The following is a 22614-nucleotide window of genomic DNA, read 5'->3' as shown; positions in this document are numbered from 1 at the left end:
AGGAGAGCTGATGTCCGCCGCCTACGACGACGTTCTGGTACAGATAGCCGAGTATGCCGCCCACCCGGAGCGGATCGAATCCGAGCTAGCCCTGCGAACCGCCCACCTGTCCTTCCTCGACGCCACCGCCTGCGCCTTCCTCGGGCTGGCCGACGCCGAGTGCCAGCGGACGGCGGAGCCGCTGTTTCCGACCGCCGCGCCGCACCCCAGCCGGGTGCTGGCGACCGGCTACGCCACCGACCCGGTGCAGGCGGCGTTCAGCACCGGCACGCTGATCCGCTGGCTGGACTTCAACGACACCTGGCTGGCTCTGGAGTGGGGCCACCCGTCGGACAACCTGGCCGCCATCCTGCCCCTGGCCGACCACCTCGCCCAGCGGGCCCGGGCCGCCGGCGGCACCCCGCCGACCGTACGCGACGTGCTGGTCGCCATGATCCAGGCGCACGAGATCCAGGGTGTGCTGGCCCTCGGCACCGCGCTCAACCGGCACGGGCTGGACCACGTCGCGTACGTCCGGATCGCCTCGGCCGCGGTGGCCACCCGGCTGCTCGGCGGTTCCGAGGAGGACATCCGGCGGGCGCTCGGGCATGCCTGGGTCGATGGCGGTGCGCTGCGCACGTACCGGCACACGCCGAACGTGACCTGGCGTAAATCCTGGGCGGCCGGTGACGCTGCCAGCCGGGCGGTCCGGCTGGCCTACCTGGCGCTGCGCGGCGCGGAAAGCCCGCGTACCCCGCTGACTGCGAAGGGCTGGGGGTTCCAGGACTCGTTGCTCGGCGGGCACCAGGTCGCCCTGCCGCAGCCGCTGGGCAGCTACGTGATGGAGAACGTGCTGCTCAAGCCGTGGTTCCCGGCCGAGTACCACGGCCAGACCGCGGTGGAGGCCGCCTTCCGCATCGCGCCGGCGGTACGCGACCGGGTCACCGCGATCGACCGGATCGAGATCCGAACGCATGAGGCGGCGGTCCGGATCATCGACAAGACCGGACCGTTGGCCAACCCGGCCGACCGGGATCACTGCCTGCAGTACATGGTGGCCATCGCTCTGCTGCACGGCCGACTCGACGAGGAGCACTACACCGACGAGGCGGCGGCCGACCCCCGGGTGGACGCGCTACGGGAGCGGATGATCGTCACCGAGGACCCGGAGTACAGCCGCGCCTACCTCGACCCCGCCGAGCGGGCGGTGGCCAACGCGCTGCGGATCACCTTCTCCGACGGCACCGACACCGGCTGGCAGGAGATCCGCATCCCGATCGGCCACCCGCGACGCCGGCCCGAGGCCGAGCCGCTGGTGCGAGACAAGCTGCGCCGCGGGCTCCGCGCGGCGCTGGACGCCGAGCGCGCGGAACTGGTGGCCGAGCGCCTCGCCGACTGGGGCGGCCTGCTCGACACGCCAGCCGACGACCTGCTCGACCTACTCGTCGTGCGCTGACGGTGTGCCCACGCGCCGCGGTCGTCGTCTCCGCCGCGCACGGCCGACACCCCGACCGGGTACGCCTCGGTGCGAGTGGAGGCCTGGGACACCAACGGCAACCGCATCGAGCAAGAGATCACCCGCGCCTGGCGGTTGGCACCCCGCTAGGTCAAACGATCGACGGTGGCGTGCGACAGTCGAGGTTGCACGCCACCGTCGGTGTGCAAATCACGATGTAACGCGAGCCGGGACCGGGCGCGGAGGCGCAGATGAGGACCGACTCCAGCGGACGCCCGGCGGATCGCGCCACGCATGGTCCTGGACCGGAACGTCCTGCCACCGCTAAGTGCGCGTTTTACGCGTTCGGGTCCCAGTCTGCGAGCTGCTCCATCGGCTCGGTGTCGCCGGTGGTCTCCAGGCCGTCGAGCGGGACGCGCTCGTAGAAGTAGAGGACCAGTTCGCTCGCTGCGCCTCGCATCGCCATGTCGCCCGGCTCCGCTTCGGCGGCGAGGTCGTCGCAGCGGACGCCGTCGGCGTTGAGGGTCAGGCGCCAGGAGAGGCCCTCGGTCGTGTGCAGGTCGATGGTCGCCGGCTTGAACGGCCAGGGGACGGTCGTCGCCGAGACGGTCGTCAGGAACTCGTCGACGCCCTCGACCGCGACGTCCGTCGGCAGTGGCTGTGCGGCCCCCTGGGTGAGCTGGGCGTCGTAGGTGTGGACGGCGATCTCCTGGATCTGGTGCCGGGCCACGGCTCCGCTGGTCTCCGGGGCCTGCGAGCGGCCCCACCAGGTCCAGCAGCCGCGGTCCGGGCCGGCCTCGCGCATCGCGTCGAGCATGAGCTCGGTCGACTCGGCGAGCCAGGCGTCCAGGGCTTCGCGGTCGCGGGGCGCGGTCGGGGCGCCCTTCGGGTCCGTCCTCGCCGGGGGCTCGGCGTCCGGGCCCGCCGCGATGATGGCGGCCTGGCGGCGGCGGCCGTCGCCGAGGTGCTGCGCCAGTTCGCGCAGCGTCCAGTCCGGGCAGGTCGGGACCTGGACGTCAAGGTCGGGGGCGGACGCGATCGCGGCGCGGAACGCGTCCGAGCGGTCTTCGATCAGCCGCAGGACCTCGGGGAACTCCAAAATGTTTTGCACGTCGGTTGTGTATCACTGCGCTCCGGCCGCCGGGTAGCGAATTTGTCGGACGAACGCGTCGACAGCCGGGCGGAGCGCCGGAGCCGAAGCCGTCCTGAAATTCCGCGCACTGCTCGCCAACGGCGACTTCGACCGCTACTGGACCTACCATCTGGGCCAAGAGCACCAGCGCAACCACCAGGCCCGCTACCAACTCGCTGCTTGACCTTCGAAGTCACTCCCAGCAATGGCACCCCTGGCCGATGTCAGCGGCCTGAGTAGTGTGCGGCCCGGCGGCGTCAGCCTGACGGCCATGACGTCTGGCTCGGTCCAGATCCACTACTGACGAAATACCTATGATTGCGGGGCCGGGCGTTCGTCCGGCCCCGCAACCACTGCGAGGGGCGATGACTGAACCACTGGGCAGCGTCGAGGCCCTGCTACCGCCAGAGCACGGCTTCATCATCGTGGCGGGTGCGGCCGCCGATTTTCTGGACGACCCCTACGCCGGCGAGGTGCCGCTCTGCGTCGCCGGCGATGACATCCTGTACCTGATGAGCGCGTCGGATTCCCTTCACCTGGCCCGGGTCGTGCTCGAGTCATGGGCCGCCGCCCCACCCGACGACGGCCAGGACGTGGACGCTCAGCAGTAGGTGACCCTGGCACTGAGCGACGGAACCGTGCACGTCTCCGGCATGTTGGAGTTCAAAGCCAGCCCGATCCTGACCCTTGGGCCACCGGGCCGCTACCACGCCCAGGTGAGTGTCACCGGCCGCGCCGAACTGCGCCGGATCGAAGCCCAACCGGGCAACCCCATCCCCATCATGGATGCCGAACGATTCCGGGTCTGCTTCTGGGCTGCCGACAACTGACGGAGCCCTGCACGCCGGTCCCAAGTGAGGGTTCCGGCCGGTGACTGAGGCCCTTGTGGGTGGACCGGTGCCCCGGCCGTCGTCTCCCGGATCCGGCGTTGGCCGGGCCGACTATCTTGTGCCAGCCCTGAAACGGAAGGATCCTGCCGCCGACGACCCGCAGCCCGCGGTCGTGGGCCCTCAGCGCGATCTGCCGGTACGCGGCGACCAGCTTCCCCGGGTCGTACTCCGAGGGGGCCTGCTGGATGTGGTTGATTCCTTCGAGCACCACGACGGTGCGCACCCCGGTCCGGGCCAGCACGTCGCGCTCCAGACGAGCCAGCGCGTTCACGCCCTGTCCCGGGTTGCCGGCGTCGAGCAGCAGCCGGTTTCCGCCGATGCCGGCGTTGAGCACCCCGAACCGTTCCTCGGGCGGGCCGGCCAGCATCCGGGCGGCGAGCCGGTCGGGCCAACGGCGGTCGGCGTCGGGGTGGAGCCGGTGCCGTCGGTGATGGAGTCGCCGAAGCAGACCACCCCCCCGTCCACCTCGGTCAGACGTCCACACCGGCCAGGATCCATAAGGAGGTTGTCCGCCGGGAGAAGACGGCGCCGCTGGCGACGTCGGTGAGTGCGCCATCCGCCAGCCACCGATCGAGACGCGGACGCGCTGGCGCAGCGTGACGTCGGTGTACCCGGCCGGCCAGCAGAGCTGGGGCAATTGCGGCTGAGCCAGGGGCGTCCTGCCGCCGTGGGCTTGTGACAGTGAGGTCGCCGTGGCAGCGGCATGGGCTCCGATGCGGGTCCATGCCGCGCTGGCGTCGAACCGTTCACCTGCGCTCGATCGCCTCGGAACGGCAGGGGACGCAGCGGCCAGCGGGCTGACCAATATGCCCAGGACGCTGGCACCGGCCGCCGGCGTTTGGCGTGGCCGCGCGCCGCCAGTCGGTCCCGGCTGGCGCCGGAGCCCGCCGACTCGTCGGCAGAAGCCGCCGCCACCCCGCAGCGCTCACGGGCGCGTCACCCTTCAATTGGTCTTCCGTACTTCGGGTGACACTCTGGCTGTCACCCCCGGCAGGCGAATTTGTCACCCCCGCCGGTTGTTCTGTCACCCCCGCTGCGGCTGTGGCCCGTCGATCCGTGTGCACCAATCGATAGACGCGGGTGGCGATGCCGGCGACCTTCGACACGACGAGACGACCCAGTTGCACGAGCTTGGCCAGGCATCGTTGCACTGTGCGCTCGGAGCAGCCGACGTACTCGGCGAGGGTGGCCACGGATGGCCAGGCGTTGCCCTCATGGTTGGCGTGGGCGGCGATGGCGATGGCCACCGCTCGCTCGTTCTTCCCAAGATCTTTCGTGGTGATCAGGGCAGCCTTGACGGCTTGACTCATGGCTTGCGGATCTCCGTCCGTCAGGGTCCGCGGCGCCTGTCGTGGCGCCCCGGGCCGATCTCTGGGTTGACACCGCCGGCACTTCCGGTCCGGCGGTGCGATACGTAGGCGAACGTCCGTTGCGGCGGCGCTTTTCACCGCGGCCCGGGAATCTGTCGACGATCGGCGCGAGAGCCTGCTCCTGGCAGCCGCGGCGGCGGGCATACCGGGTACCTGAGGATGGCGGTGGAGGCGGGGCTTGCGATCGCTCACGGCAGGGGTCTACGGCGGAGCTTGTGGGCCCAGCCCAGGACTAGCCATCGAAACCCGCCTCTTCGTCGGCAGGCCCTGTCGGGCCGTTTGGTGATGTTGTGGACTGTCGCCGATGGATCAGCCACCGGCGGGCCTGATCCACGCTCAATCCGTTGCCGGGGTCAAGCCACCTCAGCCGGGACCGCCGGCGGACGTCATCGGCGCCGCAAATCAGCTGCTGAGCCAGACGACGCACGGGTTCGGGGCGGCTGAGCGCACTGCTGGACCCGGCCGCCGACCTGGTGCCGGAGTCACCGCACCGAACTTCACCGCAGGTCGGCGCTCAATCAGCCCTCATCTGACGGGGCGACGATGCGACGAAGTGTGGCGATCTGATTGATCCAGCTGCTCAGCCGAGTGATCCTCACGACGTCGCCGGTCTTCGGGGCTTGGATGACAAGTCCCTCGCCGAGGTACATGCCGACGTGACGTGGGTAGGCCATGGTGCCTTGGCTACCGGGAATGAGGATGAGGTCCCCCGGGAGCAGGAGCGCCGGGTCGGTTACGGGCTTTCCGGCGTTGGCCTGGTCGGTGGTGACTCGGGGGATCGAGATGCCGGCCGCTCGGTACGCCGACTGCATGAGGGACGAGCAGTCGCACTGTTTGTCGGGGTCGCCGGAGTGGGGGTCGGTGCATGATCCGCCGAAGTGGTACGGGGTGCCGAGTTGGTTTACGGCCCAGAAGATGGCGGTCGTGACGGCGGGCGGGGTGTTGGAGGGGAGCGTGAACCCGTCCGGGAGGGCGGCGAGCGCGTCGGTGGCGCAGTCCGCGAGGGTGCTGGTCAGCTGCTCCACCAGGTGCAGAGCGTCATCGGTCCACTTGGCGTACGCGTCGGGGAAGGCCGAGGCCTGGACCGCCTGGGCGGCCTGGGTGAGGGGCATCGACTCCCAGCCGGGAATGGTGAGGAGCTTGTCGAAGAATTTGCCTGCCTGGTAGGCGGGCTCGGACAGCTGCGCGACGCTGCCCCAGCCCTGGCTTGGGCGCTGCTGGAACACCCCGATGGAGTCGTGGTCGTTGCTGTCGCCGAGGTGGGGCAGGTTGCGCAGGCCTGATTCCTGCATGGCGGTGGCGACGGCGATGACCCAGCCCCAGCGGGGTGTGCCTTTGGCGACGCCGACGTCGATGATGGTGGCGACGATCTCCAGCTGTTCGGTGTCCCACCTACCGGTGCCGGGTGGCTGCCCGGAGGGGCGCACGGCGGGAGCGGCGACGATACCGCACCCGCCGGAGCCGCCGCCCATGACGGCCGACAGCAGCATGGGCACGCCGAAGCACGCGACGATGACGACGGCGACGACGCCGATGATGACCTTGGTCATGTGGTGATTACCTCCCGTTCAAAACAGAAAGGGCCGGTGTCCGCGCGGGTGCGCGCGGTGCATAGCTCTCCTCGGGTCGTGAAACACAAAAGGGCGTGGGCCGCCGCGCGGGCGGCCCACCTTGAGCGGTCGGGTCAGTTGATGGAGGTTGGGAGTACGTGGGCGGCTTGGCGTAGGAGGTGCTCGACGATCACGCTGGCGTCGTAGAAGTCGTGCTGGCTGTCGATTTCTGCGGCGGCGGCAGGCCGCCCGCACACCGACTGCCGTCGGTGGCGGGGCAGCGGCAGGGTGACCGCCGCCCCGGCCGGTGAGCGAGGGATGCGGTCAGACCTTCAGCAGGTCGAAGGCGGCCACCTTCAGGTCGCCGACGTTGCCGGTGAGCACCCGGTTGGCGCGGGCGGTTTCGTTCTTGGCGGGCTGGTAGTGGTCGAGGTACTCGGTGATGGCCTGGAATCCGGCCCACCGGCTGCCGGCGATGGCCTTCTGGGTGTCGGCCTCCCGGATCAGGTACTTGAGCGTGCCGAGCCGCTGCTTGGCGTTGTTCTTGGTCTTCTCGGACGCGTTGTCCTTGACCGGCCACACCTGGGCCACCACGTTCTCGAACTCGCGCATGGTGAGCTCCGCGTGCAGCATCCGCTCGGCGGCCGTCTCGAAGGTCTCCATGTACTTCCACATCAGCCCCAGCGCCTCGCGGGCCTGGCTGATCTGGGAGTTGACGTTGGAGGTGTGCCGGAACGTGTAGTGCCCGACCGCATGCTGGAAGGCGGCGCGTTGGGTGTTGGCGCATACGACCCGGATCGGGCTGGCGTCCACGCGCAGCGCGGCGGTGCCGTCGTGCGACGTCGTGCCGATCAGGTAGAGGTCCATGCGGTCCACCCCGGCGATCTCCATCGCGTCGGGCAGTTTCATGGTCACGAACACGCTCTTGCCGCGGCGCAGGCTGCCGGCGGTTTCGAAGTGGGCGCCGCCCACCTGGTCCACGAGGCGGTCCAGCATTTCGGCGCATTGCTCGTTCTGGACCACGGTGTAGTCGGTGCCGACGATGCCCAGGTACTCCGTCTGGCCGGTGACCGGGTTACGGCGTACGGTCATCCGCTTGTCGTCGGCGGGGATCTGCATCTCGATCCCGTCGACGATGTCGATGCCGACCGTGCGGATGGTGCGTACGCTCCAGTCGCCGAGGCGGGCGGCTGCCATGATCTCTTCGGCCCGCATGGTGTCCTGGGTGACGGTGCCGAGTTGGTGCCAGGCCGACAAGCGGGCGCTGGCGAAGGCGGTCGTTCCGTCGGTGAATGTCTCGAGTTCGTGCGGCACGGGGATTTCCCTCTCGATGCGCTGCGGGGGCCAAGCGCGCGGCTCGGCCCCCGGATGGGATTTGGGATGGGTGGGATCAGGGCTGCTCGGTGGCGTTGTCGCCTTGCTCTGTGCTGCCTGCGTCGGCGTGTGTTGGGTAGGCGAAGGTCAGCGGCGCGTCGGAGACCATGACGATGCGACTCGCGGCGGCGGCCTTGGTGCAGTTGTTGCGCACTGCCCCTGAGCTGACCGTGCGGCCGAGCTGCCCGCCGATCTCGGTGGCGATGTCCTGCGGGGTCATCGCCTTGCCGGGGTTGGCGGCCAGGACGTCGAGGGTCAGCTTCTCCAGCTCGCCGCGGCCGAACGGTTGGCTGCCGTCGGCGTTGATGGTCGCGTCGCTGCGGCGGCCCACGCTCCTGGTGATGCCCGTCGTGCGGGTGGGCAGAGCGATGACGTGGGTCTCGCCGTCCGGCCCGACGACGTGCAGAGTGCCGTCAGGTCGGATGAGGGGTAGCACGGTCGCTGTGGCGCTCGGCGTGTTCGCCAGCCCGCGGATGACCTGGTAGCACAGCGGGCAGCGGGGCGGCTGCGGGTTCGGGTCGACCTCGCTGGCCTTGGTGGGACCGGCGACCCATCGCTGCGGTAGGCCGGGCAGGCGACGGGCGGCGTCGGCCTGTTCCATCGCGGTCAGCAGGCGGGCGGCGGTGGGGTGTCCGATGCCGCTCTCGGCCACGATCACGTCGAGCGTTGCGCCGTCGTCGTGGTCGGCCAGGACGCCCTTGATGGCCATGACCTTGCGGTCACCGGGGCGGCTGGGCTGGACGGAGGGGGCGTTGTTCGTGCTGGTGCACTCGTCGTGACCGTCGCGGTCGGGCTCGTCGGCGGGTTTCTCGGCCGGGTCCGTGGTCTGCGGCGAGGTGTCGCCGGAAGAGTCTTCGGCAGCCGGGTTGTGGTCGGTCCTGCTGCCGTGGTCCGTCTCGGCCGTGCTGCCGTCGTTGGTGGAGTCGATGTCGTCACGGTCATCGGGGTTGAGGGCGGCGTCGGCGGGGCCGGTCTGGTCTTCGGGCTGGGGCTCGGTGCCGGCCGGTGGGGTAGCGGGCCTCCACCTGGTGGGGGTGCCGTCGGCGGGGTCCGCGCCGGTGTCGACCGCGACGATCAGGCCGGCGTCGGCGAGGGTCTTGATGGCCTTGTCGGTGGTGGAGCGAGCCTTGCCCGACCTTTCGGCCATCTCGTGGACGTTGCCCTGGCCGAGTGCGGTCAGCGCGTCGAGGACCGCCTGCGTGGCAGGCGACAGGGATGGGGACTGGTTATCCATGAATGGGTTCCTCCTTCGGGAACTCGTTGGGCAGCGCGGCACGGTTGTGCCGGGGCTGTGGTGCGCCCGGGGCGTGGGCCGCCGGCAGCGCGGCAGGCGCGGGATGCGTGGTGGCACGGGTGGCCGGTGGCTTCCGGTTTCGCGGATACGTGCCGGACAGGGGCCGTCCTTAGGCGGAGAGGCCGGCGGCTTCGGCCGGGGTCAGCTGGGCGGGAGTGCGGTTTGCCCAGGCGGCCGAGTGCCGCAGGTGCCACCACCGCAGCAGCGACCGGCATGCGGCCGGGAGGTCGTTGCAGGTCGGCAGGTGGTAGGTGATGGCGGGCTGGGTGTCGCGGTGCTCCGGGTTGGTACATGCGACGGGCGCCCACCCGTCGTCGGTCTGGCAGACCTCGCCGACGACGCGGCACGGGTAGGGCACGTCGAAAGCGTTGGCGGCCTCCGGGTCGGGGAGTACCAGCCAGGCGTCCGGCGCGTGCCGGCGCAGCGTGGCAACGCCGTAGGTGGGGTCGCCGGGCTGCAGCAGTACGTACCGCTCGTCGCTGTCACCGCTGCGGTGGTGGTTGCGCCAGGCCCGGTAGGCGTTGACGAGCATGTCTGCGAGGGCGGCGTGGCGTTCGCTGGCGGCGAGCACGTCGGTCAGGGCTTGGGCGTGGCTGGGGGTGTGCAGGTCCGCGTGGGGGGCAAGCTGCCGCTGCGCGGCCTCGGTCTGTTCGACCAGTCGGGCGAGGGCCTTGTCGAGGGTGGCGGTGTTGTCGTTGAACCCGAGGGTGATCTTGTGGAGTAGGCGGGCGAGGTCGCTGAGGGGGTCGAGGGCGGCGGTGTCGTGGCGCCACAGATGTTCTCGGTGTACGTCGTTGGTTTCGGCGGCGATGCGTCGCAGCGCGGGATCGGACAGGAACACGAGGAGTCCTCCTTCGCTTGGTGGGGGTGGGTATGGCGAAGGCCGGTCGCAGCGGGGCTGCGACCGGCCTTCGGGTGTGGGTGTCAGGCGATGGCGACCGCGCATACTCGCGCGTTGCGGCGCAGGCTGCGCAGGTAGGCGCACGCGGCGTTGAGGAACCGGAGCCGGTCGGCCATCGAGGTGGTGGCGGGCATGAGGAGTTGCCCGTCGGTGGTGATCAGCGCGTCGCCGATGAGGGCGATGCGCCAGTAGAGACCGACGTAGGTGACTTCGCCGGCCTGGTAGAGGGACAGTTCGTAGGGGTCGAAGGTGTGGCCGTCGGCGTAGCCGAGCATGGCGAGCACCCGGGGTTGCTGCTCGAAGCGGCGACGCGCCTCGGTCAGGGGGACCTTCCGTGGGTCGGCGTGGTGTTGGGCGAGGAAGTCTTCCCAGGGGCGGGCTGGCCGGGTGGTGTGGGCGATGTGGGCGTTCCACGCCCGCCACCGCAGGCTTGCCCTGGTGGCGGCGCGGGCTGCGGTGCCGGTGAGGTCGAGTCGACTCTTGCGGCCGCCGGCGGCCACGGTGATCGCGCCGAAGCGGCGGGCTGCCTCGAGCAGGAAGTAGCCGAACCAGCGGGTGAACCAGCCGAGCAGGCGACGGTGGCGTACGTGGTAGCGGCGGGCCGGGATGCCGTCGGTGTGGAGAAGGTCGTTGACCTTCTCGCTGGCGGCGAACCAGTCTGCGTCCTCGCCGGGGGCGAAGCAGACGGTGACGACGCGGACGGTCATCGGATGGTTGGCGGGCATGGGGGATCCCTTCGCGAGGAAGCGGACGAGGGGGTGTCACCGGGCGCGGCGTCTGGGCCGGGAAGCTGCCGGAGAGAGGGCGCGGGGCGGGGAGTCACGAGCCGACCGGACGGTGGGCGGGTGGTCCCGCTGGCGCGGGCAGATCCGAGAGAGGACAGACGGGCGGCGGTGCGAGCAGAAGAGAAACTGCCGAGCACCGTAGCTTCGTGACCTGACAGCGCCGGCCCTGTCAGGAATGGTGATCATGCCCGTGACCTGCGTTGTCAGGATCGGGGGCGGTGCCGGTCAGGGTTTGTCAGATCGTGAAGATGCCGTCGATGAAGTTCGGGTTGTCCGCCACGGCCCGTCCGTGGTCGCTGGGCAGGTCGACCAGCCGGACCCGCTGGATGCCGCCGCTGGGCAGCCAGACCGCCTCGGCCGGCTCGGTCTGCTGGGTCGCGGTGACTGCTGGCACGTCCGCCGCTGCGCTACGGAGCAGTCGATGCAGGTGTTCTTCGCGTTCGGCGTTGGGTAGCCAGAACAGCACCGGGTAGCGGGGCCCGCCGCGGTGGGGGAGTGGGGCGTACCGGTCGAGCTTGGCGACCACCCGGCCCAGGGGCTCGGTGCCGGTGTCGGCCTCCAACCAGAACCCCGCGCTGGTGTCGCCGATGCTCCACAAGCCGTGGCCGTCGGCGGTGATGGTCCGGAACTGCTTGGTGGTGGTCGCCTCGGACCACCACCGGTCCAGTCGGGCTTCGTCGTGCTGGCGGGCGTGCGAGGTGAGCCGGACGAAGAATTCGTTGACGGTGAGCAGGTGTGCCAGGTGCGGGTTGGCCGACAGCCGCTGCACGGTCTGGCGGCTCGCCCGGTCGGTGGGCTCGGGGCGGTTGTGGGCGGCGGCTTGGAACCGGTGTCCGTTGTGGCCGAGGGTCCAGTGCCACGGTTGGCTGCCGCCGCCGTCGCGGGCGAACCGGAACCGGTCCAGCAGGCCCAGGGCGGCCAGCTCACCGAGCCGGATCTGACAGGTCCGGCGGGCGTGGAACAGCATGCGGTGGATCTGGTCGGTGGTGAGGACCTGGTGGTCGTCGAGCAGCTGAAGCAGCAGGCGGTCACGGCTGGTGATGTGGGGATAGATGGCCAGCAGGCCAGCAGAGCGCGATAGCGGCATAGGTGTGTTCACCCCTGGAGAGAGAATCCCGTAGGGAGTCTGGCTGAGTTGATCTTGCACGTGACGCTGTTATCGGGCGGGTTTGGGCAGGTCAGGCACCTGACAGGCCGGGCGGAGGGGACTCGTGTGGGGTCTCGTGTCGCGGACACCCCCAAACGAGCCCCCGATGCCGCACCCAGCCGAGCCCCCGAGCGAGCGAGCGGGTCAGCGGTCGCGGGAGTTCATTCGCCGCTTCATCGCCGTGCGGGCGAGCTGCTGCAGCGGCGGCTCGCCGTCGGTGCAGCTGTGGGCGGCGGCGCACTCCTGCCGGATCGCGGTCGCCTCACCCACCACCGGCGCCGGCGGGTTGGTCACGAACGTGAACCCGGGCAGTTCCCGGTTGCCGACCAACAGCCGGGCGGCAGCGGTGTACACGTCGAGGTGGGCGAGGTCGTGCTCGTCCAGCTCGGGTTTGGTGTGCCGGGACAACTCCCTGGCGTCGGCCGGGTCGACGGTGAAGAACAGCTTCGACCGCGCGTTGGCCGACACCGCCGCGGCGACGTCCTTGGGCAGTTGCGCCAAGTCCTGGTGCGCCAGCACGAGCCCGAGCCGGAACCCACGCGCCTCGGCCAGCATGTCCCCGACACTGCCGGGCAGCGTCAGGAAGTTCTGGCACTCATCCACGTAAAGGCAGGCGTCTTTCCGCTGGTCCTCGGGGATAGCGGCCCGGGCGATGGCGGCCTGCCACACCCGGGCGACGATCATTGAGCCGAGGATGCGGCTGGTCTCCTCGCCGAGGATTCCCTTCGGCAGCCGGCACAGCAGCACTCCGCCGTCGAGCACCTTGCCCATGTCGAACGAGCTGTGCGCGTTACCGATCACGCTCTTGACGAAGTCACGCAAGAGGAAAGCGCGCAACCGCGCCAGCACTGGGGCGATGACCTGCCCGCGGAACTGCTCGTTGATGCCGTCGTACCAGACCCAGAACCCACCGAGCCCGTCCGGGTCGTCCAGGCCGTGCGTGAATCGGGCCCGGAACGTCCGGTCCTGGAGCAGCGACGGGACCAGGCTCAGGGTCGGCTTGGCGTGCCGCATCAGCGTCAGGCAGGCCACCCGCATGGTGTCGTCCATCCGCGGTCCCCACTGACCTTGGAAGATCTTCGCGAAAATCCCCACCAGGTTGTCCACCGCCAGATGCGGATCGCCCTGATCGTCGAGGGGGTTGAAACAGCCCGGGTTCTTCTGGTCCGGGTCGATGATCACGACCTTACGGGCGTACGACACCGGGAGCCGGTCGAGGATGTCGGTGATCAGGTCACCGCGCGGGTCGATGACCACCGTCCCGCGTCCGGCTTTGATGTCGCCGAGGATCATGTTCAGCAGCAGCGTGCTCTTGCCGACGCCGGTCTTGCCGACCACGTGCACGTGCTGGCGGGCGTCGGTGACGGTCAGGCCGACGCTGTGGTGGCCGATCTGCGACCGGCCCAGCACCTTCACGCCCCGGCCGCCGGAGGGCACCTGCACCGGCGCCGGCACCGCCTTGGCCCGAGCTCGGTCGAGGCCCGGCACGGCGAGGTCTTGCGGCAGCGCGGCGAGGGCCGCGAGTTCCGGCACGGTGGCCAGGAAGCCGCGCCGCAGCCTGCGCCCGGCGAGGGTGGCGACCGGCTGTGGCATCTTCATGCGCCGTAGCCGGTTCGGGCCGGTGTATGCCGCGGCGGCCGAGGCGATGGTGTGCCGAAGCTCGACGAGCCGTCCGCGGATCTGCCTGGCCCGTAGCGTGTCCGGTGTCTTGTCCGCGTCGGCGGCCACGGCGAACCGGACCGCGATCTCGAAGTGCGGCACCCGCACGGCCTTGTCCACGATCGTGCGGGCATCCGCGGTCGCCACCGGATCCCGCTCGACCGCACGCCCCACTGCCGCCGCAGTGCGCGGCCGCGACGAGCCGGGCGTGAACACATCCAACAGCCACAGCAGGGGCTCGATGGCCAGCCGCGCCGCGCCGGAAACGACGCGGGCGGCCACATCGGGCCGCCCGTGGGGATGGTTACTGGTGGCCGCTGCTGCCCGTCTGGCGGCTCGCACGCGGCAGGCGGGTGCCGGGCGGGCGAGGATCTGCACGCACGCGTGTTCGCGGTTCCGGACCTCGGCCCCGGCGGCGAGCAGCGCCCGCAGCGGATCCGAGTCGTGCTCGCTGCGCAGCGGCAGCCCGTCGGTGTGCTGTGGCCAGTGCGCCCCGCCCACCTCCTCACCGACCTCAACCAGGATCGGCGCGCCGGCGTCGGTGGTCGTCATCGTCGCGGCGGGCCAGGCCGCGCGGACGGCGGCTTCGACCGCGCCGGGCGGCACGGTTCCGGGCACCCAGACCTGGATGGTCAGGGCACGGCCGGTCCACGTGTACTCCCACCCGACGTGCGGGTAGCCGAACACGCGCTGTTGCCACCGCGACGGTGTCAGCACGCCGACGAGGGTGGCCCAGAACGCGGCGGCGGCCCCCTCGGTGACCTCTGGAGGGGTGGCGATGGTCAGCCACCGCGCGCCGGCCGCGAACCGCCTGTGCCGCCAGGCGAGCAGCTGATCATGGGCGAACACCGTGCCGACGATCGTGGCGGCGGCGATGACGCCGAGCCACGGCCGGGCGATGATCCAGTGCCAGACCTCTTGAGGCCAGGTCGAGGTGGTCATCACTGCACCTCCCCGATGCCAGTCACGGCGATCTTGTGTTCGGCGGCCGACCCGAGGGCGCGGAACGGAATCCGGCTACGGCCGGCGACGAGCAGCCCCTCACCCCTGGGTGCCGACAGCAGCAGCCGCGCCTGGCCGGCGGTCAGGCTGAACGCCTCGGACACCGCGTCGATGGACTGCGTGCTCTGCCGCATCAGCACCTGGGTCGCAGCGTTGGACACCACGGCGAGGCCGAGGTCGGTCGACAGCACGTCGGCCGCGTCCTGGGTGATCACGCACAACCCGGCGGACCGCTTCCGGGCGGCCTTCGCCATCCGGAACAGGAACCGTGCGCCTTCGCCGTCGCGCATCAGCAGCCACGCTTCGTCGACCACGACGAGCTGCCGCCTACGGCGGGCGCCCGTGGCAGGGCTGTCGATGCCCGACCAGATCGAATCCAGGGCCAGCAGCGTGCCCACGGTGCGCAGCTCGTCCGGCAGGTGCCGCAACGACCACACCACCAAATGCCCGCGCGGGGTGGTGGTGGTCGGCCCGTCGAACAGGCCGGCGAAGTTCCCGACCGTCCAGGGGGCGAGCCGCGCGGCCAACTGCCCGGCGGCTGGGTCGCCGTCCGCGGCGAGCACTTCGGCGAGGTCCCGCAGCAGCGGGGCGGGTTTGGTCCAGGTGGCCGGGTCGCCGTTGATCCCGGCCCGGTGGTAGGTGGCGGTGATGGCCCGATCGAGGGCGGCTCGTTCGGCCGGCGGTGGGTTCGCCCCGAGCATGACCGAGATGAGTGTGTGCAGGTACAGGCCGCGCCTGGTCAGGGTGTCGGACCGGTTGTCGGCGGGCAGATCGAGGGGGTTGACCCTGACGCCCGGCTGGCCGAGCTGCACGACGGTGCCGCCGACGTGGTGGGCGAGGGGCGCGTACTCGTCCTCCGGATCGATCACGCAGACGGTCGTGCCCTGGTAGAGGTTGCGCAGCACTTCCAGCTTCACGAAGTACGACTTCCCGGCACCGGAGCGGGCCAGGACCACGCTGTTGTGGTTGTCCTGCGCCCACCGGTTCCAGATGACGACCCCGTTGCTGGTGGTGTTGACCCCATACAGCACTCCCTCGGGCGGGGCGACGGTGCCCGGTGCGGGGGCGGCGAGGTCCGCCGAGGCGAGGGGGAACGCCGCCGCGAGGGCGGTGGTGTCGAGGACGCGGCGCATCCGCAGCGGATCCACACCGACCGGCAACGTGGAGATCCAACCCTGCTGCTGGCGGAACGTCGCCGGCTGCAAGTCCAGCAGCACGCTGGCGGCGGCTGACTTCACGCCGGCGGTGACGGTGGCAAGTTCGTCGAGGGTACGGGCGTGGATGGTGACATAGATGCCGACCTCGAACAGCTTCGCCGCCCCGCGGGCGACGCGCTCGGCGAGGTCGGCGGCGTCAGCCGCTGCCGCCTCGACCATCGGGTCACCCAGCCGCCCCTGGTCGGAGTCCAAGCGGCGCGAGGACTCGAGGCGGGCGCGCTGGCGCTTGAGCATCGGCGCGGCCAGCTGCGCCGCAACGGGGTCCAGGTGCACCGCCACGTCGACCCGTCCGGGGTAGGACAGCAGCGGATCCAACCAGGCAGGGCCAACCTCGGCCGGGTATCCGCACACCGCGTAGGTGGCGGCGTACCCGTCGCCGACCTGCACGTGCGATGAGGTGACCTGCACAGCAGCGGGGGAGGGCAGGCCCTCCCCGGCCGCCGCGATCTTCTTGGGCTTCAACAGGTTCACGATGTGCTCCGCAGAGTGATGGGGATGCCGGGCACCGCGCGGGGGCCAGGCACCGGTGGGGAGAACGGATCGACCGCGCCCGCGAGCGCCGAGGCGACTGCCGGCCCGTCGAGAGCGGCGGCTTCGACACCGAGGCCGGACAGGGCACGCACGGCGCCCTCGGCGGCGTGCTCGCCGGTGACGACGGCGAGGACCTGACGGCGCAACGGATCCCGCTCGCTGTCGAGGTCGAGCAGGAACTCGGCGTAGTCGTCGGCGGCGGCCCGTAACGCCGGATGCGGCAGGCGCGGCGCGTAATCGACGGTCGCTTGCGCGTAGACGGTCAGGTCGTGCCGCTGCGCGGCCACGACAATCTGCGCCGGCCCGGTCAAGCTGTTGAGGAACCGACCGAACCCGTCCAGCAACGCGCCCTGCTCGCTGCCGGTGCGCAGGTGAATGTTCGTGGTGCCGCAGCCGATCAGGACCTTGTCGCTGCCCTCACTGGTGAGGACTCCGGCCGGTGTGACCGCCGTGACCGGCGAGCGCAGCGGCGCCGGCACGCTCGGCTTGCCCACGACGGCCGCGACCGTGCTGGCGCGAGCCGCACCCGGCGCGAGCGTGCGCGGGCTACCGGCGAGTGTGAACCCGTGCCGCAGCCACAAATCCAGCGGTAGGCCGTCACGGCGGCCGAGCGCCACCACGACCGCGACGGCGAACACGACGACCCCGGCGACGATCCACGCCACCACCGGCAGCAGGTGCCCGAACGTGCGGTAAAGACCGAACCCGGTTAGGCCGGCACCGCCGATGATGCCCAGCTGCCGGAACGTCAGCCCGAAAGCGATGCGGTCGGCCTCGTTGACGTTGGCCGGAACGACAGCGCGTGGGGGAGTGTCCTCGTAAGTCATCGCCCACCTCGCACGGCGGTACGCCCGACCCGGCCGAGCGGTAGGTGGCGGGTGACGCCCTGGATGAGCACCGCGCGCAGCAGAACCCCACCAGCGTTCGGCGACCCCGCGCGGCTGGCGTACCGGCGCACCATTCCGGGGATCTTGATCGTGACCCAGAGGACGACGATCACGAGCAGCAGGTTGAGGGTGTCCGAGCCGGGCAGGCCGAGCAGGATCGGCAGGTTCGACTCCGGGTCGATCAGCAGGTTGATGCCCGCCGAGAACGCGACCGCCTGCAGCGTGGGCGTGGCCAGGCAACCCAGCAGGGTGCGCCACCACAACTGCGCGGCCCCCTGCGTCCATGGGGTGGCGTAGCACGCGAGGGCCACCGGCGCGACGCCGGCCAGGACGACCAGCACCCCGATCCGCACCAGCCAGGTGCCGACGAGCATGAACATCAGCACGACGATGAGCAGTCCGATGATGGCCATCAGGAGCGCGGCGCTCTGGTCGGTCATCGCCGAGGCGATCCGAGCCCGAACGAAGGTGACCGCCTCGCTGGTCGGTGCGGACGTACCGGCCATCGACACCGTCAAGGCGTTGGCGACGTCGATGAGCAGACGGGTCAGCGGGACCGCGAACGCGGACAGCACGAACCCGACGACAAGCCGGGGAATCAGGTCCTTGACGCCGTAGCGCATCTCGACCGAGTCGCCGACCATCGCAGCGATACCCACGGCGAGGATCGCGAGGATGAAGCAGGCGTTGACGACCAGCGCGCTCTTGCCGGCGATCGACGTCACCTGCGGCAGGACGGTGACGTTCGGCGATACGAAAATGGAGGAGGCCAGGAAGGCCAGCAGGCTGCCGAGAAGGTCGGTGACCTTCTCGGCGAGCCAGCTGACCAGGCCGTTCATCAGCCAGTCGACCATCACAGCCGCCTCAGCCGCCGAGGATGCCCTGCAACACCTGCAGGACCACCGGGGCCAGCACAGCGAGGGCGTAGCCGATCAGCGCGGACTTGACGTTGCCCTTCGCCTGCTCGACCTGCGCCGGGTCACCTCCAGCGGCCATGTACCGCAGGCCGCCGATGACCAGGAACATCGTCGCGACCACCGCGATGATGCCCATGACCCAGCCGGTGATGTTGGCGATGACCTGCGCAATGGAGTGCGGGCCTCCGTCGCCGTCAGGGGCGGGGGCGGCCAGGAGGTCGTTGAGGACAGAGATCGTGTGCATTTGCGGCCCTCCACAAGGGATTGGTGGCCGCCGCGGCGGGGACCGGGCGAAGGACTGTGTGGTCCGGTGGGGGCGCTCCTCCCTCGCATCGGGTGAAGGGTTGCGGTGTCAGTACGCCGCGCCAGCCGTGCCGGACCGTGAGCCTCGCCGGATGGGCGGTCCCCACCGGGCGGGCATGCCATGGATGACATGCACCGCCCAGATCTCGGCTGTCAGATCGATCGAACTCGCCGCCCACCTGTCACGCCCTGACAAGACCTCACAGCGACTCACGGACGGAGATCGGACCTGCAAAGAGGCCGCCCCCGGCCGGGCCTTCGCCCGAGACGGCCTCGCGCCGAGATCACCAGGGCAACGGCGGACGGCACACGTACAGAACCAGGCACGGATCGGAGTGCGACCCAGCAGCAGGTCGACCCTCCCGCGACGATCGGCTCTTCACGTCCGCCGGAGGTGATGGTCAGCGCGCGATGGGCAAACCCTGCCTGGCGGACGCCTGACCGCGGCTAACCGCTCAGCTTCCGGATCTACCGAAGTAGGTTGCCGGCAGTCGGTCGAGGCCGCTGGGCCGTGCCGTTGCCAGGGGCTTTGTTGGCGGTCAGCGGACGGCGTCGGTGAGTCGGGTGGTGAGGTCTCGGATGTGGGCGATGAGTTCGGGTGGTTCGTGGATCTGGAAGCGGAAGCCGAACGATGCGACGTAGATGGCGAGCTCGTCGAGGGAGTTGGATCCCGTGTGCAGGAGGCAGGTGTGCGGGTCGACTGCTTCGATGACACCGACGGTGGGCGCGATCCGTTCGGCGGCGGTCTCGGCCGGGGCGTGGAGGGTGATTCGGGCCTGATAGCGGTAGGGGGCGGTGGAGATACCGTGGGTGAGGTAGCCGGCAAGGTTGACGTCGGGTGCCGGCCGGGGGGTGAAGCGAGGGCCGGTCGGGATGCGGGGATGAATTCGGTCGACCCGGTAGGTGCGCCAGTCGCGCCGGTCGGTGTCCCAGCCGACCAGGTACCAGCGCCGGCCGGTGTGGACCAGCCGGTGAGGTTCGGTGTCGCGTACCGAGTCGGTGCCGTCGTGGCTGTGGTAGTCGAAGCGAACCCGCTCGTGGTCGCGGCAGGCGGCGGCGAGGACGGTCAGCACGTCCGGGTCCACGGTGGGGCCGGTGGCGCGGACCGTGACGGTGGCCGAGTGCAGCAGGTTGACCCGATGCCGTATGCGCGAGGGCAGTACCTGTTCGAGCTTGGCCAGTGCGCGTAGCGAGGTTTCCTCGATGCCGGTGACCGTGCCGCTGGCGGCGGTACGTAGCCCGATGGCGACGGCGACGGCCTCCTCGTCGTCGAGCAGCAGCGGCGGGAGTTTCGTTCCGGCGCCGAGCCGGTAGCCGGCCGCGCCGGGGGTGGCGTGTACCGGGTAGCCGAGGTCGCGCAGTTTCTGGATGTCACGCCGCACGGTCCGCACGTCGACCTCAAGACGCTGCCCAAGCTCTGCGCCGGTCCACTCACGCGGGGTTTGCAGCAGTCCGAGAAGCCGCAGCAGTCGGGCGGAGGTTTCCAACATGCCCAGAAGTTTGCCATCCGCCTAGGGCGAAAGCTGTCCTAGCTGCCTCATAGTGTGACTGCCATGAGCGAAGAGATCACCCCGTTCCGGATCAACATCCCGCAGGACCACCTGGACGACCTGCGTCAGCGGCTCGCCCACACCCGTTGGCCGGGCGAGGTGCCCGGCGCCGGCTGGGAGGCCGGGGTGCCGCTGGACTACCTGAAAGACCTGGCCGACTACTGGCAGACCACGTACGACTGGCGCGCCCACGAGGCACGGCTGAACGAATTTCCCCAGTTCACCACCGTCGTCGACGGGCAGACGGTGCATTTCCTGCACGTGCGTTCGCCCGAGCCGGACGCGCTGCCGCTCATCCTCACCCACGGCTGGCCCGGCTCGGTCGTGGAGTTCATGAAGGCCATCGGCCCCCTGACCGATCCCGCCCGGCACGGCGGCGACCCCGCCGACGCCTTCCACGTCGTGGCCCCGTCCCTGCCCGGCTTCGGCTTCTCCAGCCCACTCGCCGCCCCGGGCTGGAACACCAACCGGGTAGCCCACGCCTGGGCCGAGCTGATGAACCGCCTCGGCTACGACCGCTATGGGGCGCAGGGTGGCGACACCGGAGCGATCGTCTCCCCCGAGCTGGGCCGCGTCGACCCTGCTCATGTGATCGGCGTGCACGTCAACAACCTGGGCACCTTCCCCTCCGGCGATCCGGCCGAGCTGGTCGGCCTCACCGAAGCCGACCAGGCCCGCCTCGCGCTCATGACGACCTGGGGCCGGGACATGAGCGGGTACGCCATCGTCCAGTCGACCCGGCCGCAGACAATCTCCTACGCCCTCACCGATTCACCCGTCGGCCAGCTCGCGTGGATCGTCGAGAAGTTCAAGGAATGGACCGATCCGAACGCCGCCCTGCCCGAGGACGCTGTCGACCGCGACCTGATCCTCACCGACGTCTCGGTGTACTGGCTGACCGGCACCGCCGGATCCGCCGCCCGCATCTACTACGAAGACGCCCGCACCTGGGGCCAGGCCCAGCCACGCTCCTCAGTACCGACCGGGGTGGCGGTGTTCCCCAACGACATCACCATCCGGCCCCTCGCCGAACGCGACCACAACGTGGTGCATTGGACCGAGTTCAGCCGCGGCGGGCACTTCGCCGCCCTGGAAGCACCCGACCTACTCGTCGGCGACGTGCGCGAGTTCTTCCGTAAGCTCCGCTGACCGCACCCAGCCAGGCCGGCCGTCTCGGCGCCCGCACCGCCCGATCCGGGCGACGAGACGGCACGTTCCAGGCTCATCCGAAGCCTGGGAACGCCCACCCGAACCACGACGCCGGGAGACGTGCTCGATGACCAACCTTTCGACGATGCTGCCGCGGCTGTCCTGGCCCGACGTATGGGGCCGGCGGCTCGACCGGCACGGACTGTCCGCTCCGGTACACGACCGACCAGCCGATGCCGTCGCCGCCATGTGCGGCGCGCACGCTCAAGTGCTCTCCGCCGCTGAGGTGTCCATCGGGTTGCGCGTCGCCGGCATCACCCGCAACGACGTTCGAGACGCGCTCTGGAAGGAACGTAGCCTGGTCAAGACGTTCGGGCCGCGCGGCACCGTGCACCTGCTGCCGACGCGTGAGCTGCCGCTGTGGACCGGCGCGCTCGGCGCGTTGCCACCGTCCTCGAACAGCCTGCCCGCCGACGCGCGGCTGACCAGAGACCAGAGCGACGAGGTCGTCTCGGCGATCGCGCAAGCACTGGCCGATGCGGAACTGACCATCGACGAGCTCACTGCAGCGGTGGTCGCCCGCACCGGCTCCTGGGCCGCCGACCCGGTCGTGCCCGGGTTCGGCGGCATGTGGCCGCGCTGGCGACAGGCGATACACCTTGCCGCACACCGCGGGGCACTCTGTTTCGGCCCGAACCGTGGACGGAAGGTCACCTACACCAGCCCGCAACGGTGGCTTCCAGGACTCCGGCCCGCACCGGCACCCGACGCCCTCGCCGGCCTGGTCCGGCGCTACCTGCACGCGTACGGGCCGGCAACACCGCAGCAGTTCGCGCAATGGCTGTCCGCGCCCCGCCGCTGGGCGACCCAGTTGTTCGACTCCCTCGCCGACGAACTGCAACAGGTCGATGTCGCCGGCGCGGTCGCCTGGGTCCTGGCCGGCGACACCGCGCCGGCACCCGTGCCACCGCACGGGGTACGGCTACTGCCATACTTCGACGCCTACACCGTCGGCTGCCACCCGCGCGAGCAACTCTTCCCCGGACCTGTCGCGCAACGCGCACTCTCCGGCGGCCAAGCCGGCAACTTTCCGGTACTGCTCATCGACGGCACCGTTGCCGGGATCTGGCACCTCCGCCGCTCCGGACGCGAGCTGCACATCACGGTCGAACCGTTGACCACGCTCACCGTCACCGAGCGCCGGGATCTCGACGACCAGGTAGACCGAATCGGGGAGATCCTGGAAGGCAGACCACAGTTGACCGTCGGTACGGTGACCGTAGGCGGCCACGCGTAACCACGCCAGCGCCAACCGATTCCGGACACATAGCGATCGGTCCGCGAGCGCCGACAACGCCCGCGCATGCCGCGGTCCGCGCGCTATGCGGCGTCACGAGATGCTGACTCGGCCGGCATACCCACATAGCCGATGAGCGGATGCGGGCATGGATCAACAAGCAGAATGTGCTGGCCCGGCTAATCCACCCACCTGAACAGCTCAGGATGCTTAGCCGCCTCGGC

19 protein-coding genes are annotated in these 22614 nt (G+C 70.4%); 5 read left to right on the top strand and 14 right to left on the bottom strand.

Features of this window, described 5'->3' with window-relative positions; genetic code table 11:
* Positions 1–10 precede the first annotated feature (10 nt).
* The gene (locus ACGF4F_RS31550) at positions 11–1435 is read left to right on the top strand and encodes a bifunctional 2-methylcitrate dehydratase/aconitate hydratase (protein ID WP_393083139.1); all 1425 of its coding nucleotides are present in this window, start codon (positions 11–13) and stop codon (positions 1433–1435) included.
* Positions 1436–1772: 337 nt separating this feature from the next.
* Here the strand turns inward: ACGF4F_RS31550 and ACGF4F_RS31545 are convergent, their stop codons facing one another.
* Positions 1773–2546, bottom strand: a complete 774-nt coding sequence (locus ACGF4F_RS31545; protein WP_393083137.1) for a maleylpyruvate isomerase family mycothiol-dependent enzyme — start codon at positions 2544–2546, stop codon at positions 1773–1775.
* A 386-nt stretch (positions 2547–2932) separates the two neighbouring features.
* On the opposite strand from ACGF4F_RS31545, the gene ACGF4F_RS31540 reads away from it, so the two are divergent.
* Both ACGF4F_RS31540 and ACGF4F_RS31535 read left to right on the top strand, forming a co-directional pair.
* Positions 2933–3178 carry a hypothetical protein gene (locus ACGF4F_RS31540; protein WP_393083134.1) on the top strand — a complete coding sequence of 82 codons (246 nt, stop codon included), beginning with the start codon at positions 2933–2935 and terminating at the stop codon, positions 3176–3178.
* Positions 3179–3397, top strand: a complete 219-nt coding sequence (locus ACGF4F_RS31535; RefSeq protein WP_393083131.1) for a hypothetical protein — start codon at positions 3179–3181, stop codon at positions 3395–3397. It begins immediately after the preceding gene.
* A gap of 806 nt (positions 3398–4203) precedes the next feature.
* Here ACGF4F_RS31535 and ACGF4F_RS31530 read toward each other — a convergent pair.
* From ACGF4F_RS31530 to ACGF4F_RS31470, 13 genes are all read right to left on the bottom strand, one after another.
* A complete protein-coding gene (locus tag ACGF4F_RS31530) occupies positions 4204–4767 on the bottom strand; it encodes a helix-turn-helix domain-containing protein (protein WP_393083128.1) in 564 nt (187 codons plus the stop codon).
* Between the two features lie 578 nt (positions 4768–5345).
* The gene (locus tag ACGF4F_RS31525) at positions 5346–6377 is read right to left on the bottom strand and encodes a C40 family peptidase (RefSeq protein ID WP_393083125.1); all 1032 of its coding nucleotides are present in this window, start codon (positions 6375–6377) and stop codon (positions 5346–5348) included.
* Between the two features lie 324 nt (positions 6378–6701).
* Complete coding sequence (locus ACGF4F_RS31520) at positions 6702–7691, bottom strand: DUF932 domain-containing protein (RefSeq protein ID WP_393083122.1); 990 nt, start codon at positions 7689–7691, stop codon at positions 6702–6704.
* Positions 7692–7767: 76 nt separating this feature from the next.
* The gene (locus ACGF4F_RS31515; protein ID WP_393083119.1) at positions 7768–8985 is read right to left on the bottom strand and encodes a helix-turn-helix domain-containing protein; all 1218 of its coding nucleotides are present in this window, start codon (positions 8983–8985) and stop codon (positions 7768–7770) included.
* 169 nt (positions 8986–9154) lie between these two features.
* Positions 9155–9886, bottom strand: coding sequence for a hypothetical protein (locus ACGF4F_RS31510; RefSeq protein WP_393083117.1), 732 nt, complete (start codon positions 9884–9886; stop codon positions 9155–9157).
* An 83-nt stretch (positions 9887–9969) separates the two neighbouring features.
* Complete coding sequence (locus ACGF4F_RS31505; protein WP_393083115.1) at positions 9970–10671, bottom strand: hypothetical protein; 702 nt, start codon at positions 10669–10671, stop codon at positions 9970–9972.
* Between the two features lie 295 nt (positions 10672–10966).
* Positions 10967–11818 carry a replication-relaxation family protein gene (locus tag ACGF4F_RS31500; RefSeq protein ID WP_393083112.1) on the bottom strand — a complete coding sequence of 284 codons (852 nt, stop codon included), beginning with the start codon at positions 11816–11818 and terminating at the stop codon, positions 10967–10969.
* 204 nt (positions 11819–12022) lie between these two features.
* Entirely contained in the window at positions 12023–14479 is a 2457-nt protein-coding gene (locus ACGF4F_RS31495; protein ID WP_393083109.1) for a helicase HerA domain-containing protein, read from the bottom strand.
* A complete protein-coding gene (locus ACGF4F_RS31490; RefSeq protein WP_393083106.1) occupies positions 14479–16227 on the bottom strand; it encodes a VirB4 family type IV secretion system protein in 1749 nt (582 codons plus the stop codon). The genes ACGF4F_RS31495 and ACGF4F_RS31490 overlap by 1 nt, the downstream gene beginning before the upstream one ends.
* The gene (locus ACGF4F_RS31485) at positions 16224–17114 is read right to left on the bottom strand and encodes a PrgI family protein (protein WP_393083103.1); all 891 of its coding nucleotides are present in this window, start codon (positions 17112–17114) and stop codon (positions 16224–16226) included. Before ACGF4F_RS31485 ends, ACGF4F_RS31490 begins: the two co-directional genes overlap by 4 nt.
* Positions 17111–18028, bottom strand: a complete 918-nt coding sequence (locus tag ACGF4F_RS31480; protein WP_393083100.1) for a conjugal transfer protein TrbL family protein — start codon at positions 18026–18028, stop codon at positions 17111–17113. Before ACGF4F_RS31480 ends, ACGF4F_RS31485 begins: the two co-directional genes overlap by 4 nt.
* 10 nt (positions 18029–18038) lie before the next feature.
* The gene (locus ACGF4F_RS31475) at positions 18039–18335 is read right to left on the bottom strand and encodes a pilin (protein ID WP_393083097.1); all 297 of its coding nucleotides are present in this window, start codon (positions 18333–18335) and stop codon (positions 18039–18041) included.
* Between the two features lie 598 nt (positions 18336–18933).
* Complete coding sequence (locus ACGF4F_RS31470; RefSeq protein ID WP_393083093.1) at positions 18934–19884, bottom strand: helix-turn-helix transcriptional regulator; 951 nt, start codon at positions 19882–19884, stop codon at positions 18934–18936.
* Between the two features lie 75 nt (positions 19885–19959).
* Between ACGF4F_RS31470 and ACGF4F_RS31465 the strand changes: the two genes are divergently transcribed.
* Together ACGF4F_RS31465 and ACGF4F_RS31460 are read left to right on the top strand one after the other, a co-directional pair.
* Positions 19960–21093, top strand: coding sequence for an epoxide hydrolase family protein (locus tag ACGF4F_RS31465; protein ID WP_393083201.1), 1134 nt, complete (start codon positions 19960–19962; stop codon positions 21091–21093).
* A 127-nt stretch (positions 21094–21220) separates the two neighbouring features.
* On the top strand, positions 21221–22390 hold the full coding sequence (locus ACGF4F_RS31460) for a winged helix DNA-binding domain-containing protein (protein ID WP_393083090.1): 1170 nt from the start codon (positions 21221–21223) through the stop codon (positions 22388–22390).
* The last annotated feature ends 224 nt before the right edge of the window (positions 22391–22614 follow it).

Source organism: Micromonospora sp. NPDC047740, from assembly GCF_043204735.1.
In the GTDB taxonomy this organism is placed as follows: domain Bacteria; phylum Actinomycetota; class Actinomycetes; order Mycobacteriales; family Micromonosporaceae; genus Micromonospora.
The sequence above is the reverse complement of the archived record's forward strand: the minus strand, read 5'-3'. Positions and strand labels throughout refer to the sequence as shown.

Coding starts and splice junctions, on each gene's coding strand:
- ACGF4F_RS31515 (WP_393083119.1), bottom strand. CDS start 8,985: ATGGATAACCAGTCCCCATCCCTGTCGCCTGCCACGCAGGCGGTCCTC.
- ACGF4F_RS31525 (WP_393083125.1), bottom strand. CDS start 6,377: ATGACCAAGGTCATCATCGGCGTCGTCGCCGTCGTCATCGTCGCGTGC.
- ACGF4F_RS31470 (WP_393083093.1), bottom strand. CDS start 19,884: ATGTTGGAAACCTCCGCCCGACTGCTGCGGCTTCTCGGACTGCTGCAA.
- ACGF4F_RS31505 (WP_393083115.1), bottom strand. CDS start 10,671: ATGCCCGCCAACCATCCGATGACCGTCCGCGTCGTCACCGTCTGCTTC.
- ACGF4F_RS31550 (WP_393083139.1), top strand. CDS start 11: ATGTCCGCCGCCTACGACGACGTTCTGGTACAGATAGCCGAGTATGCC.
- ACGF4F_RS31485 (WP_393083103.1), bottom strand. CDS start 17,114: ATGACTTACGAGGACACTCCCCCACGCGCTGTCGTTCCGGCCAACGTC.
- ACGF4F_RS31500 (WP_393083112.1), bottom strand. CDS start 11,818: ATGCCGCTATCGCGCTCTGCTGGCCTGCTGGCCATCTATCCCCACATC.
- ACGF4F_RS31530 (WP_393083128.1), bottom strand. CDS start 4,767: ATGAGTCAAGCCGTCAAGGCTGCCCTGATCACCACGAAAGATCTTGGG.
- ACGF4F_RS31495 (WP_393083109.1), bottom strand. CDS start 14,479: ATGACCACCTCGACCTGGCCTCAAGAGGTCTGGCACTGGATCATCGCC.
- ACGF4F_RS31480 (WP_393083100.1), bottom strand. CDS start 18,028: ATGGTCGACTGGCTGATGAACGGCCTGGTCAGCTGGCTCGCCGAGAAG.
- ACGF4F_RS31540 (WP_393083134.1), top strand. CDS start 2,933: ATGACTGAACCACTGGGCAGCGTCGAGGCCCTGCTACCGCCAGAGCAC.
- ACGF4F_RS31460 (WP_393083090.1), top strand. CDS start 21,221: ATGACCAACCTTTCGACGATGCTGCCGCGGCTGTCCTGGCCCGACGTA.
- ACGF4F_RS31475 (WP_393083097.1), bottom strand. CDS start 18,335: ATGCACACGATCTCTGTCCTCAACGACCTCCTGGCCGCCCCCGCCCCT.